Raw genomic sequence first — 14,976 nt, 5'->3', positions numbered from 1 at the left:
AATGATTCACCTCTGGCGATTTGCCATGAGGTTCATCTTATATTATCAATTTCATGTTTGATCAGATTATTAGTTTCTCTATCAAGAACAAAATAACTATCGGATTAATGACTTTGGCCCTAGTGCTGGCCGGGGTCTATGCTGTGTATCACCTTCCGGTGGATGCGCAACCCGATATTACCAATAACCAGGTGCAGATTATTTCCCAGGCAGCCAGCCTGGGCGCACAGGAAGTGGAACAATTTATCACTGCACCGATTGAACTGGCGATGGCCAATATCCCGGATATCCTGGAAAAAAGATCGATATCCCGTTCGGGCATTTCAGTGATTACCCTCGTGTTTAAAGACAATACAGACATTTACTGGGCAAGGCAGCAGGTAAATGAGCAGCTGCGCGAAGCTGAAAGCAGCATTCCCAGGGGATTTACCAGGCCGGTGCTGGCGCCTATTACTACCGGACTGGGAGAAATATATCAGTATGTGCTGCATACGAAGCCAGGTTACAAGGATAAATATACAGCTACAGACCTCAGGACCCTGCAGGATTGGCTGGTACGAACTCAGCTTGCGGGTACACCTGGCGTAGCAGAAGTGAGTGGCTGGGGCGGCGACGTTAAACAGTACGAGGTTGCGCTCGACAATGACAAGCTGAATGCCATGGGGCTCACCATTCCTGAAGTATTTGAGGCACTGGAAAAGAACAACGAAAACACCGGTGGCTCTTATATCGAACAGCAGAGCAAGGCCTATTTCATCAGAGGATTAGGGCAGATTCAAAACCTGGAGGATATCCGAAAAACTGTAGTAAAAAGTACCGGGGGCAGACCTGTACTGATCAGGGATATTGCCATTGTACAAGCAGGAAGTGCCACGCGGTATGGCGCTGTAACCAGAAATGGCGAGGGCGAAGTGGTTGCAGGAGTGACGCTGATGCTGAAGGGTGAAAATTTCAATCAGGTCATCAGAAATGTAAAGGAACGAATTGTCCAGATCCAGAAATCCCTGCCTGAAGGAGTGGTCATAGAGCCCTTTATCGACCGGACTGAACTGGTGGGCCGTGCAATTTCGACGGTGAAGAGGAACCTCCTTGAGGGGGCGCTCATTGTAGTATTGATCCTTGTGCTTTTGCTGGGGAATCTCCGCGCGGGACTGGTTGTGGCATCAGTAATCCCACTGGCGATGCTCTTCGCCTTTGCCATGATGAAGCTGTTTAACGTCTCAGGAAACCTGATGAGCCTCGGGGCTATAGACTTTGGTCTCATCGTAGATGGAGCAGTCATCATCGTTGAAGCAATCGTCTTCCGTCTTACCGAAAACAGGCTTTTTACGAACAAAGCGGAACTGAGCCAACAGGAAATGGACCAGGAGGTTTATGTTGCCGCCAGGCAGATCCGAAGCAGTGCCGCATTTGGAGAAATCATCATCCTCATCGTATACCTGCCCTTATTTGCCCTGGTGGGGATTGAAGGAAAGATGTTCAGGCCGATGGCAGGGACCGTGGCCTTTGCCATATTGGGTGCCTTTATCCTGTCACTAACCTGGGTTCCGATGGCCAGCAGCTTGTTCCTGAGCAGGAAGACTGTACATCAATTGAACTGGTCTGACCGTTTTATCCGCTTTGCACAAAAATATTATCAATTGATATTAATCAGGGTACTGAGAATAAAGGTAGCAATCATTACAGTTACACTGATCCTCTTTGCAGCGAGCATCTGGGCATTTGCGCGGATGGGAGGTGAGTTTATCCCTACGCTTGAAGAAGGAGATCTGACCGTGGAGATCTCCATGATGCAGGGCAGCTCATTATCCGAGGTGGTAAAAACCTTTGGCAAGGCAGAGCAAATTCTGAAGAGCCGCTTTCCGGAGCTGAAGCAGGTAGTTACCCGCATCGGCAGCTCTGAAATACCTACTGATCCTATGCCTATGGAGCGGGGCGATATGATGCTGGCGATGAAAGCCAGGGATGAATGGACTTCCGCTGATAGCCGCGAAGAGATCATGGAAAAAATGGAGCAGGCACTGTCGGTTATACCGGGCATCAATGTGGAAATTACCCAGCCTATGCAAATGCGTTTCAATGAACTGATGACTGGCATCAGGCAGGATGTAGCAGTTAAGATCTATGGTGACGACCTGGAGGTGCTTTCTGCAGAAGCTGAGCAGGTTGCTGCCATAGTTGCTCCGGTGAAGGGCGTAACAGAACCTTTTGTAGAAAAAGTGAGCGGTCTGCCCCAGATTACAGTGAATTATAACCGCGATAAAATGGCCCAATACGGATTAAATATCAGCGACATCAATATGATCCTCCGCACTGCCTTTGCGGGTAATGTGGCGGGTGTAGTCTTCGAAGGCGAGAAGAGGTTTGATATGGTTGTGCGCCTGCAGCGGGATCTCAGGGAAAATATCTCCAATGTGAAGAACCTGCTCGTCCCTCTGCCTACAGGTAACAAAGTTCCGCTCAGCCAGGTCGCGGATATTGCTTTTCAGGACTCCCCGGCACAGGTATCCAGAGAGGATGGCAAAAGACGTATTTTCGTAGGCTTTAATGTAAAAGGACGCGATGTAGAAAGTACTGTAAAGGAAATCAGTGCCCTGCTCGAAAAGAAAGTGAAATTGCCCTCCGGATATTACCTCAGTTACGGCGGGCAGTTCCGCAACCTGCAGGAAGCCAAGCAGCGCCTGCTGATCGCTGTTCCCGCGGCACTCATACTGATCCTGATCCTGCTGTATCTTACTTTCCGCTCAGTCAAACAGACGGTGCTGATCTTTACGGCAGTGCCTCTTGCAGCAATGGGTGGCATAGCTGCATTGCTGCTCAGAGATATGCCTTTCAGCATTTCGGCGGGCGTAGGTTTTATCGCTTTATTTGGCGTAGCTGTGCTCAACGGCATGGTTTTGATCGGGCATTTTAACCAGCTGGAGCAGGAAGGGATGCATGATATCTATCAGCGGGTATTGCAGGGAACGCAGGACAGGCTAAGACCGGTACTGATGACAGCTTCGGTAGCTTCACTGGGTTTTCTGCCGATGGCTCTCTCCTCAAGTGCGGGTGCAGAAGTTCAGCGTCCGCTGGCCACAGTGGTCATTGGCGGGCTGATCACGGCGACTTTCCTGACGCTTTTCATATTGCCATGCCTCTATCTCCTTTTTAACAAAGTAAAAACGCTCAGAGGAGTACCCAGCCTGGTAGTGATCTTTTGTTTCATAGGCTGCCTCGCGCCCTCAAATGCTGCTGCGCAACAGCCAAAGAGCTTGACTATTGACAGTGCCATTGCCATCGCGTTGCGAAACAACCTGCAGTTAAAGGCTGCAGATCTCTCGGTTGCTCATGCAGCAAAGATGCAGGGAACAGCTTTTGATTTACCAAAAACTGAAGTGATGCTCACACAAGACCCTACCAGTGGCGGTAATATGGATAATGCACTTGGATTAACCCAGAATATCGCCTGGCCGGGATTGTATAAAAACCAGAAAAAACTTCTGGAGCAACAGCTGATACTGGCCCGGCGCTCCGGCAATCTGAGTCGTGCAGAAGTTACCCGCAACATCAGGAGTGTGTATTATGCCGGACTTATCAATCGCGAAATCTGGAAAGTTCTACATTACCTGGACAGTATTTACGCCGGCTTTGTGAAAAGGGCAGAGCTCAGGTTTAAAACCGGTGAAACTTCGCGGCTGGAGCTGATCAGCGCGCAGAATAAATATCAGGAAATCCAGACCCTGAAAGCTGCAGCAGAGGTCGATTTTAACAGTAACCTGCTCTACCTGCAGCAACTGATGAATACAACCGAAAAACCGGAAATCGCACATCAGCCCATATTAATGCCAATGCGGATAGAACCGGATAGCCTTGATATCAGTCGGAACCCACAATTAAACCAGGAACAACAACATATAGATCTTGCCAAAGCAAAAGTTAAGGTAGAACGCTCCAAAGCGCTGCCAGACCTCACTATAGCTTATCATCAGCAAATTGTAGTTTCCGGCTTTAATCCCGCAAATATCAACCGCGCTTATCACCCGGGTACACGAATCGCCGGTCTGCAGCTGGGGCTGGCAGTACCGGTTTTCAGTAAAGCCTACCGTGCCAGAATACAAGCAGAGCAGTTATCCGGAAAAATTGCGGAAAGCAACTACGCGCTGGCAAAGTCCAACATCAAAATGCAGTATGAACTGGAGTTGCAGCAATATACAAAGTTCAGGAAGGCTGTAAGTTATTATACATCGGGTGGACTGGCACGGGCAGATGAACAGATCAGGATTACACAGGTTTCCTTTCATCTCGGTGAAATCGGATATATCGAATATATTCAGAATATAGCAGGGGCAATACAGGTGAAATTAACCTATCTCGAAACCCTCAGCCAGCTCAATCAATCCGCAATTCAATTACAATTTATCAAAGGAGAATAAACATGACAGCTAAATTATATATACAGTTGGCACTGTGCGTGATCATATCAGCAACAATGCTTTCCTGCAGTACTAAACCAGTTGAAGAGACAGAAGAAAAATCACCTGAAACCGCGGTTAAGGCAAAACAAATGGAGCTCAGCAGCGAACAGATGGCGGCAGTGGGCATCGAGACAGGTCCTGTAGAACGCAAAAACCTCAATACTATCGTTAAAGCCAGCGGGCAACTAGCTGTTCCGCCCCAAAATAAAGCTGATGTCAGCGTTCTTTCAGGAGGTTTACTGCAAAACATTACCGTCATCGAAGGACAGCAGGTCAGGAAAGGACAAGTACTTGCAATGATCGAGAACCAGGAGCTGATCCGGATACAGCAGGACTACCTTGCAGCGAAGAATAGCTTCAGTTATGTGCAGGCAGAATATGACAGGCAAAAGCAATTGAAAGAAGCCGGTGCCGGCACAGGAAAATCCTATCAGCAATCAGAAGCCACCTACCAGGCTGAACGTGGCAGGATCAGCGCTTATGAAAGTCAGCTGAAACAACTGGGGGTACAGCTGGCATCCATAAAAAATGGACAGATCATTTCAGGATTTCCGCTCAAGTCACCAATCAGCGGAACAGTGGGGCAAATCACGGCAAACATTGGCGCTTATGTACAGCCGGGGACATCCATCATGGAAGTGGTAGACAATTCTAAAATCCATTGCGACCTCATTGTTTTTGAGAAAGACCTCATGAAAGTTAAAGCAGGGCAGAGGGTTGATTTACAGCTGACCAATCAGGATAATCAACAGATTGCAGGTACGATCAGCGGTATCAATAAATCATTTGAAAATGAAAGCAAGGGAGTCATCGTTCACGCTGTGATCAATAATACCGCAAAACAAAACCTGATTCCCGGGATGTATGTAACCGCACTGATCAGCGTTGGTCATGAATTGCTAAATGCAGTACCGGCAGATGCTGTCATACGCGCTGAAGGAAGAGAGTATATATTTCTGGTTACCGGCAAAAGTAAGAAAGGAACCACCTTTCAAAAAGTTGAAGTAAAGACCGGGGTATCTGAGTTAGGTTATACTGCCATTAAAGCCCTGAGCCCATTAGCGGAGCATGCGCAAATAGCAAACAAGGGGGCCTTTTACCTGCAGTCTAAATTTACGGGGAATACTGCTGAAGAATGATGAATCAGACCTGGAAAACAGGGCGTGCCTGCCATTTAACCATAGCAGCGGATAAGTGTGCTGATTCCAGGCGCAGCTGCCGGTTTACTCCAAACCCGTTTTTAAGATAAAAGTTCAGTGGGGATGGATAGGCATCCCCATTGATCTTCAGATACCGGTCGTGGTCTACCACCCATCCTGTAAGGGCATTTTCATCCGCCTTCAGGATATCCAGCAACATGGTGCCAACGCCTTGTTTATGAATTTTGCTGTCCAGTATAATCGCAAACCAGGTTTCAGCATCACGTGAAAATTTAAATGCCCAGCCCAGGATTTCAGCATCCCTGACACATAAAAAGTGCATCGCACCAGGTAAAGTAGCAAGGTAGGAGTTCAAATCCGTCAGGTTACGGTAGTTTAACTGGTCGGGATATTCGTTATTCCAGAGCTTCATAATTGCTTTTTTCTGGATATTTGTTAATTCACTGGTATGAATAACTCTCATTGATATAGCCAATTACACGTTGCGGATCAAGCTTCTAACACTTTTCCGGGATTTAATCCGTTTATATTTATTAATTATGCAATATATCTATCTTTTACAGATATGAAGGATATTTTATATGTTTACAAAAACAAATTATTGATGAAAATTTTAAGACCCCACGTATTATTAGCCATTATAGGTCTAATGACGATCTCGCTTCAAGCGTGTAAAACAAAAAAAATAGCTGCCAAACCAGCTCCTCCAGTTACTAAACCGGTTGAAGAACCAGCAAAACCAGAACCTGCACCGGTTGAAAAGAAAGAAGAACCAGCACCGGCGCCGGCAAAACCAAATTATGCTTTTGATAACATCCAGTTTGAATTCAATTCTGGCGTGTTAAAAACTGCTTCTTTCGCGGTGCTTGACCAGGTAGCTACTGAAATGAAAAAAGACGAATCAGTTAAATTTATCCTGAACGGCCACTCATCTGCTGAAGGAACTGCTGAGCACAACATGTCACTTTCAGTTGACAGAGCAAATTCAGTAAAATCATATCTGGTAAATGCAGGTATTCCTGCCGCCAACATGAGCATTAAAGGTTTTGGTGCAACACAACCAATGACTTCTAATGATACTGAAGAAGGTAAAGTACTTAACCGTCGTGTAGAGATCAGAAAAGTAAACTAGTTTTACAGACAAAAACATAAAGGCCGGGTATTCATTTCAGAATGAATACCCGGCTTTGTTATATACGGGGGTTTTATTTTTATGAAAGTTTTGTTTACTACACTTAAAATTCTCCGGGAAAAACAGTATATTAAATGGAATGCTTTACATTTAGAACGGCAAACAAAAGCGCTATGTTGAAAAGACTGATCCTACTTACTTTTATTAGCCTTCTTGGGCTATCCGCATTTGCCCAGCCAGTTCGTGTAGCTGTCGCTGCCAATGCACAATTTGTGCTCAAAAAACTGGCAGCAGATTTTCAAAAAAAAACAGGCATTGCTGTAGAAGTGATCAGTGGTGCATCGGGCAAGCTTGCGGTGCAGATAAAAAATGGAGCCCCGTATGATATTTTTTTATCAGCCGATACGGAGTTTCCCCAGAATCTGTACACTGAAGGATTCACCTTAAGCAAGCCACAGATTTATGCAATGGGCAGCCTGATTGTCTGTTCTTCAACAGGTGCTGATGTAAAAAACTGGAAATCCAGGATCACTGGCAAAGATGCTGGTAAGGTTGCTATCGCAAACCCTAAAACTGCACCATATGGAAAAGCTGCAGAAGAAGCCCTCAACTATTACAAAATCTATCAGCCGGTATCACAAAAGCTCGTGGTAGCAGAAAGCATCAGTCAGGTAAACACCTATGTTCTCCAGAGGGTGGTGGGGCTTGGTTTTACCACGCAATCCCTGGTTTATGAACTCCCCGCATCTCAGCGTTTTTCCTGGCAGAAAGTTGACCCAAAATCATATAGCCCGATTGAACAGGGGGCGGTTCTGTTGAAATATGCGAAGAACAAGAATTATGTGAATAATAAAAAGTTTTATGATTATCTTTTCTCTGCTGCTGCAAACGCTATCTTCAGACAATTTGGCTATACCACAGCATAACATAGAATGGTAATGGAATGGACTCCCATATGGCTCAGCCTTAAACTTGCTGCCATCACCACAATGATACTGATGCTGATTGGTATTCCACTGGCATATTGGTTATCCAGGCGCAGTTCCTGGTTAAAAGTAGTCATTGAAGCTATTCTGACCATGCCGCTGGTACTACCGCCATCCGTACTGGGATTTTACCTGCTGCTCAGTTTTAGTCCCAATAGTTTTTTTGGGCGCTGGCTGCTCGAATATTTCAACCTCAGCCTGGTATTTTCTTTCGAGGGTCTCGTTGTCGCTTCCGTCATTTACAGTCTTCCTTTCATGGTGAGCCCTGTAAAATCTGCACTGGCACACTTGCCGGCATCACTTGCTGAAGCATCCTATACAATGGGCAAATCCAAACTGCATACCTTCTACCGTGTGCAGCTGCCGAATATCAAATCGTCTTTGTGGACAGCAATTGTGCTCACTTTTGCACATACCCTTGGTGAGTTTGGAGTGGTACTGATGATCGGCGGGCGACTCGAGGGAAGCACAAAAGTAGCTTCTATAGCTATCTATGATGCAGTAGATAACAACCAGTACCATGAAGCTAATATGTATTCACTCATTTTATTCGCTATCACCTTTGTGATTGTGATCCTGGTCTTTGTGTTCAACAAAAATGCGATGAGGGGGCCTTTGGAATGATCAGTATCAACATACAAAAAAATATCAAAACCTATAAAGGACGATACAGACTTACTGTCGCGGATAGTTTTCCTGCAGGTTCCGTTACCAAAGTATATGGTCCTTCAGGAATAGGGAAAACTACATTCCTTCGCATCATCGCCGGTCTGAGTACTCCGGAGCAGGGAAAGATCGTGGTACATGGACAGACCTGGCTTGATACCGCAGCGGGGATAAATATGTCTCCTCAGGAGAGAAAAGCAGGTTTTGTGTTTCAGGATTATGCCCTCTTCCCAAATATGACTGTCCGGGAGCACCTGCAATATGCCAGTACGGATGAACTGCTGATCAGCAGGTTGCTGACAATGGGCAGAATGGAAAGTTTTGACAGCCACAAACCCCAGCATTTGTCGGGCGGACAGCAACAGCGGCTCGCGATTTTACGTGCATTGGCACAACGGCCGAAGCTCCTGCTGATGGACGAAGCATTCTCGGCTCTGGACGACGAGCTGCGCGAAGATCTGATAACAGATCTGAAAATTATTTTAAAAGAATTTGAAACGACTACGATTATTGTGAGCCATCATGCGCAGGAAACTCTCGGCTTTGCCGACCGCAGTTTAAAGATTGATTAGATTAATTTTTACACCATGATCATTTATAAAACAGACGAAGAAGTAGATTTGATGCACATCAGTGCCATGCTGGTGAGCGATACTATTGCAGAACTCGCTCATGAAATCAGACCAGGTATCACTACGTTGAGCCTGGATAAGCTGGCAAATGAATTCATCAGGGACAATGGTGCCATCCCGTCTTTCCTCAACTATGAAGGTTATCCTTTTCACATCTGCACATCGATCAACGATGTCATCGCCCATGGCCGGCCAAGTGAGCGGGTTTTACGCGAAGGCGATATCTTATCAATTGATACCGGTGTGATCAAAAACGAATTCCATGGCAACCATGCCTATACCTTCATTATCGGTGAAACCAGTCAGGAAATTCTCACGTTGGTGAGGACTGTCAAAGACTCACTCACTCTGGGAATTAAGGAAGCGATTACCGGTCAGAACCTTGGCGAAATCAGCAGTGCCATACAGCATTACAACGAAAGACGTGGTTATGGCATCAGCAGGGAACTGGGCGGGCATGCTATAGGCCGTTCCATGGATGAGCTTCCTCCAATGCCAAATTTTGGCAGGAGAGTGGACGGAATAGAGATGCGAAGCAACCTGGTGCTCGCCATTGAGCCTATGGTAAATCTGGGAACTGCAGCGATCATCGAGGATGAAGATGGCTCTTTCAGAACAGCAGACGGAATGGTCGCGGTACATTTCTCCCATAACGTATGTACTAAGCCTGTTGCGGCATTGGTGTTGTCAGACTATCATGGTATTGAAGAGGCTGAAAAATATAACCCGCATTTAAATACATCGTACGACGAGTAATACGACACTAATCTGGCAGCAATTGTGCCGGGCTTTGCTACTTTTGCAGCAATGAAAGCCTCAGAAAAGAATTTTCACCAGGATGGTGCCCCCCTGAAATCAGGTACGATTATATTAATGGCTATTGCAGCAGGAATTACTGTTGCCAATATCTACTACAATCAGCCAATTTTAAAAGAAATGGCCATGTCACTCCATGCTACAGATGCAGAAATCGGGAGAGTTTCCATGTTTGCACAAATGGGATATGGACTGGGCATGTTTTTTCTGATCCCTATGGGGGATATGGTCAACCGCAAAAAGCTCATCCTGCTGCTGATGCTTGCCCTGGCAGTGGTGCTGATCCTGATGGTACTCTCCAAAGGCGTCCTGTTTGTATGGATACTCAGTTTACTGATTGGTATCTGTTCTGCCCCTGCGCAGATTATACTTCCGATGGCAGCCAGTCTGGATAAGGTCAACCGTGGTAAAACCGTCGGAATTGTCTTCAGTGGTATCCTGGTCGGCATTCTGGGTTCGAGGGTGATCAGCGGGTTTATTACCGACTGGTTCGGATGGCGGGCAGTGTATGGTATTTCCGCAGCAATGGTTCTCGGCATTACTGTTTTACTCAAGCTCTACCTTCCGGACGTAAAACATAAATTTACAGGCAATTATATCGCATTGCTTAAATCTACACTGCAATTGGTGGGAGAGCCCAGAATATTGCGTGAATCGGCCATTCTTGGCGCCTTTACCTTTGGTATCTTCTGTTCCTTCTGGACTACCGTTACCTTTTATCTCAGTGGCCCCGCGTTTAACTTCCATGCCGATACCATTGGGTTATTCGGACTGGTAGCCATTGGTGGCGCGCTGGTAGCACCATACTTTGGGAAACTTGCCGATAAAGGAAATACCCGCAAATCCCTGATGATGACCGTCGGCATGGTGATATGCAGCCTTATCCTGCTCAAAGTTTTTCCCCTTTCGGTGATCGTCATGATCATCGCCATCTTCGTGCTGGATATTGGTGTGCAGGCCACACAGATTACCAATTTTGCCAGAATCTATTCGCTCGATGAAAACTCACACAGCCGCCTGAATACCATTTACATGACTACCTATTTTATCGGTGGGGGAATAGGCACATTTTTTGGGCTGCTCTGCTGGAAACATGGTGGTTGGGATTTATCCACCTGGCAGATGCTTACCTGGTCTTTCATTGCACTGGTAATTGTCTTCTTTTCCAAAAAGTAAGTACCTTCATTAAAAAGCGGGCAGCAGCACATGAAAATATCACCCAAATATAACCCGGTTCCTTTCATCAGGGAAAACTATAAGATTATATTCAGCTATGTTTTCACGCTGTTTTTTATCGGCCTCGGCATTTGGTTTATACAGCATGAACGTGCGGAACTTCAGGAAGTAAAACACCTTGTAGTTACCTCCCGCTGGGACTGGATTTCTATAGGTGTCTTACTGAGCATCGTATACGTGTTTATCCACGGAGAGATGTATCGCGCTTCATTTGCAGCTGTAGGTAGCAAAGTAGGACTGCTGGATGCCACCATGCTTTACCTGAAGAGGAACTTTATCAGTGTCTTTCTGCCTGCAGGTGGTGTTTCCTCGCTGGCCTTCTTCAGCGGTGATATCGAGAAAAAAGGCGTCACCAGGTCGCAGGTGAATTTTGCCTCCTCTATATACGGTTTTGTAGGTATACTTTCTGTAGTGGCCATTGCCATTCCGGTATTTATCTATGCCATTTGTGAAGGCAGTATTGGTGCCGGAGAATGGTATGGGCTGATCGCGGTATTTCTCCTGATAGGCGGTGTGTATCTGCTATACAGGTCGGTCGCAAAACAAAACAGTGTATATCGCCTGATCATCAGATATGTACCTGTAGTTGAGGTCTGGCTTGGAGAATTTACCAGTAACCAGATTGAACGCCGGAGCTTTATCAGGACATTTTTATGGAGCATGCTGATCGAGGTTTTCGGTATTGTTCACATCTATATTGCGATGCTGGCGCTCAACATTGAGCCTTCTTTTCTCATTGCTACAGTAAGTTATGTGGTTGGGGTAGTATTTCTGATCATTTCTCCGTTTTTGCGTGGTCTTGGTGCAGTGGAAGCTTCCATGACATTTATGCTGATCAGGATGGGATATGATGATGCCCAGGCCGTATCGGTCACTTTTCTTTACCGCTTCATGGAGTTCTGGATCCCGCTGCTGCTTGGAGCATTAAGTTTCCTGGTTAAGATCAATAAGTTACTGATGCGCATTGTACCAGCATTGCTCATCCTGGTTCTCGGCATCGTGAATATTGTGTCTGTGCTTACACCGGCTATCCATGAGCGGCTGGTTTTTCTGAAAGACTTCCTGCCGGTCTCCGCCATTGCTGCTTCCAACTACTTTGTACTGGTAGCAGGGCTGTTTTTGCTGGTTACCGCAGCATTCATGCTTAAAGGGCTCAGGATGGCCTGGTATTTTGCGCTGGGACTATGTTTACTCTCTCTCGTAGGTAACCTGACCAAAGCGATCGATTATGAGGAGGCCAGTTTCTCGGTGATCGTTATCATCGGTCTGATTGCTTCCCGCAAGGAGTACTACGTAAAACACAATTCCAGATTACGCTATCTGGGTATCCAAACGACCTTGCTGAGTGTTGCAGCGGTAGTTTTATATGGCACGATAGGTTTCTACTTCCTGGATGCCAGACATTTTAATGTCGATTTTAGCTTCATACAGTCGGTAAAATATACACTTGAAAACTTTGTACTTATTGAGAGCGAAGACCTGATTGCACAGGATGCTTTTGCGCAGGGTTTCCTGTATTCTATTAATTTCAGTGGATTTGTGTCGCTGGCCTTTCTGGTCTATACCCTCATCCGTCCTTATATTCTGAAAGATACTACCGATGAAGAGGAGTTCAGCTGGGCAAGAAACCAACTCGATCTGTATGGCAACTCGGCAATGGACTACTTTAAAACCTACCACGACAAACTCATCTATCGTTCGGAGGAATTTGAAGGCTTTATCTCATACCGGATATCCGGGAATTTCGCCGTTGTACTGGAAGCACCTGTCACTGCTGAAGAAAACATCAAACATTTTATCCATTCCTTTGATAAATACTGTTTTGAAAGCGGCGTAAAAAGTTTTTACTACCGGGTGGCCGAAGAAACGTTACCACATTTTACAGCCTGTGGTAAAAAGAGCATTTATCTTGGACAGGAGGGGGTGGTAGACCTGACGACCTTTACATTGGATGGCGGCAACAGGAAGTCTATCCGCAATGCCTTAAAAAAGGTGGCAGAGAAGGGTTTTCAGAGCAAAATTTATACAGCACCTGTAAAAGACGGGCTGCTGCAGAAGATCAAATCTGTTTCTGATGAATGGCTGGAAGATACCGGAAGAAAAGAAATCGTGTTCTCGCAGGGGATGTTCGACTGGGATGAACTAAAAAACCAGACGATTATTACGGTGGAAAATGCAGAAGAGAAAATTGTGGCATTTCTGAATGTCATACCTGACTACGCAGCGGGCGAAGGTACCTACGACCTGATCAGGAAAACCAGCGATGCACCCAATGGAGTGATTGATTTTATCCTGGTTGAGCTGTTCAAATATCTCAAAGATACCGGCTGTTCTTCCGTAAACATTGGTTTTGCACCTTTATCGGGATTGGATGATCCCAAGAATCTGACAGAACGTTCCATGAAATTCGCTTATGAAAAGATCAGATCTTTTTCTCATTACAAAGGTCTGAGAGATGCAAAGGATAAATTCTCACCTCTGTGGCATAATAAATACCTGGTTTATGATCAGGATTACGATCTGATACAGGTTCCTGCGGTACTATCTAAGGTGATTAAACCCTAGAAATCTTTTATTGGAAACAAATCTTGCGTGTTCTTGCATTTTTTTATTCAAAGTACGCAAGAATTGTCATTTATAAATCCATATATTTAAGATATCAAGGATTTTTTCACCATGAACAACCAAATCTCAAAACTGGCGGATATTTCTGGGGCTTCAACCCGCATTATTGCCGGTTTAATGTCGGGCACCTCGCTGGATGGTCTGGATATCGCGCTCTGTCAGTTCAGCGGCTCAGGATTCGAAACCCAGGTTAAAGTATTACACTTCGTCACCTTTCCCTACAGGCAGGAGTTTAAAGAACAATTAAAGTCGGTCTCCTTCAAGGCTCAGGTCAGCCTGCAGGAGGTAACGCTGCTCAATGCCGTCATCGGAACCTATTCCGCAGAGTTGATCCTGGAAGCGCTGAAGTTATGGGATTTCCCGGTCGATGGTGTCGACCTCATTGCGAGTCACGGACAAACGATTTTTCACGCTCCCTTTTCCCTGCATCAGCAACTTGCTTATCCAGACGCCACCCTGCAGATTGGTGATGGCGACCATATTGCAGTAAAAACGGGTATCATCACCCTCAGTGATTTCAGACAGAAACATATAGCCGCCGGAGGTGAAGGAGCTCCACTGGCAGTCTATGGGGATTATCTTTTATTGTCAAGTGTGGAAGAAAACCGGATACTGCTCAACATCGGTGGTATCTCAAACTTCACCTATTTACCGGCAGGGAGGCATGCTGATCTTGTTTTTTCTACCGATGTAGGTCCGGGGAATACCATGATGGACCAGTTTGTACAGTTACATTACCCGGGCAAATATTATGATGAGGATGCTGCTATTGCAAAAAAAGGAAAAGTGAATGATGCACTGGTAGCTGCGCTGCTGAACAATGAGTTTTTTGATGACCCCTTCCCGAGAACCACAGGGCCGGAGTTGTTCAATATGACTTATCTGCAGGCGGCTCAGAAAGCTTCTTCACAACAGGGGCTGCCGCCAGAAGATATTCTGGCATCGCTCTGCGAGTTTACTGCACGCAGCATCGTTGCCGCCATCAGCAGTTCTATTGGCGACCGGCCATTTGAGATTTACCTGAGCGGGGGTGGCATGCACAATCCACTGCTCACAGAAAAACTGTCGGCAGGTTTGGGAATAAAGCTGAAAAACACTGCCGATCTCGGGATTGACCCTGATGCTAAGGAAGCCGTACTTTTTGCCCTGCTTGCCAATGAATGCCTGGCTGGAGGAGATACTAACTTTGGATCCCGGCAGGGGATACCAAGTGTGACCATGGGAAAAATAAGCCTGCCATAAACCAACCTAACCAAAACCTTAATT

Annotated in this window: 11 protein-coding genes; 10 read left to right on the top strand and 1 reads right to left on the bottom strand. The window is 46.0% G+C overall.

Annotation, left to right across the window (positions count from 1 at the left end):
* Positions 1-53 precede the first annotated feature (53 nt).
* Both OQY15_RS00500 and OQY15_RS00495 read left to right on the top strand, forming a co-directional pair.
* On the top strand, positions 54-4,415 hold the full coding sequence (locus OQY15_RS00500; RefSeq protein ID WP_265786437.1) for a CusA/CzcA family heavy metal efflux RND transporter: 4,362 nt from the start codon (positions 54-56) through the stop codon (positions 4,413-4,415).
* 2 nt (positions 4,416-4,417) lie between these two features.
* A complete protein-coding gene (locus tag OQY15_RS00495) occupies positions 4,418-5,596 on the top strand; it encodes an efflux RND transporter periplasmic adaptor subunit (RefSeq protein ID WP_265786435.1) in 1,179 nt (392 codons plus the stop codon).
* Positions 5,597-5,600: 4 nt separating this feature from the next.
* Here the strand turns inward: OQY15_RS00495 and OQY15_RS00490 are convergent, their stop codons facing one another.
* Entirely contained in the window at positions 5,601-6,080 is a 480-nt protein-coding gene (locus OQY15_RS00490; RefSeq protein ID WP_265786433.1) for a GNAT family N-acetyltransferase, read from the bottom strand.
* Positions 6,081-6,221: 141 nt separating this feature from the next.
* Between OQY15_RS00490 and OQY15_RS00485 the strand changes: the two genes are divergently transcribed.
* The 8 genes from OQY15_RS00485 to OQY15_RS00450 all read left to right on the top strand — a co-directional run bounded on the left by OQY15_RS00485 (position 6,222) and on the right by OQY15_RS00450 (position 14,952).
* Complete coding sequence (locus tag OQY15_RS00485) at positions 6,222-6,749, top strand: OmpA family protein (protein WP_265786431.1); 528 nt, start codon at positions 6,222-6,224, stop codon at positions 6,747-6,749.
* A 173-nt stretch (positions 6,750-6,922) separates the two neighbouring features.
* Entirely contained in the window at positions 6,923-7,675 is a 753-nt protein-coding gene (modA, locus tag OQY15_RS00480) for a molybdate ABC transporter substrate-binding protein (RefSeq protein WP_265786429.1), read from the top strand.
* Positions 7,676-7,687: 12 nt separating this feature from the next.
* A complete protein-coding gene (gene modB, locus OQY15_RS00475) occupies positions 7,688-8,359 on the top strand; it encodes a molybdate ABC transporter permease subunit (RefSeq protein ID WP_265786427.1) in 672 nt (223 codons plus the stop codon).
* Complete coding sequence (locus OQY15_RS00470; protein ID WP_265786425.1) at positions 8,356-8,973, top strand: ATP-binding cassette domain-containing protein; 618 nt, start codon at positions 8,356-8,358, stop codon at positions 8,971-8,973. Before modB ends, OQY15_RS00470 begins: the two co-directional genes overlap by 4 nt.
* 15 nt (positions 8,974-8,988) lie before the next feature.
* A complete protein-coding gene (gene map, locus OQY15_RS00465) occupies positions 8,989-9,789 on the top strand; it encodes a type I methionyl aminopeptidase (protein ID WP_265786423.1) in 801 nt (266 codons plus the stop codon).
* Positions 9,790-9,840: 51 nt separating this feature from the next.
* On the top strand, positions 9,841-11,025 hold the full coding sequence (locus OQY15_RS00460; protein WP_265786421.1) for an MFS transporter: 1,185 nt from the start codon (positions 9,841-9,843) through the stop codon (positions 11,023-11,025).
* A 30-nt stretch (positions 11,026-11,055) separates the two neighbouring features.
* Positions 11,056-13,650, top strand: a complete 2,595-nt coding sequence (locus tag OQY15_RS00455; protein WP_265786418.1) for a phosphatidylglycerol lysyltransferase domain-containing protein — start codon at positions 11,056-11,058, stop codon at positions 13,648-13,650.
* A gap of 111 nt (positions 13,651-13,761) precedes the next feature.
* Positions 13,762-14,952 (top strand): anhydro-N-acetylmuramic acid kinase, encoded by a 1,191-nt coding sequence (locus tag OQY15_RS00450; protein WP_265786416.1) that lies wholly within the window; start codon positions 13,762-13,764, stop codon positions 14,950-14,952.
* The last annotated feature ends 24 nt before the right edge of the window (positions 14,953-14,976 follow it).

It is taken from the genome of Pedobacter sp. MC2016-15 (assembly GCF_026239695.1).
Lineage (GTDB): Bacteria > Bacteroidota > Bacteroidia > Sphingobacteriales > Sphingobacteriaceae > Pedobacter.
This window is presented reverse-complemented; position numbering and strand designations above follow the sequence as displayed.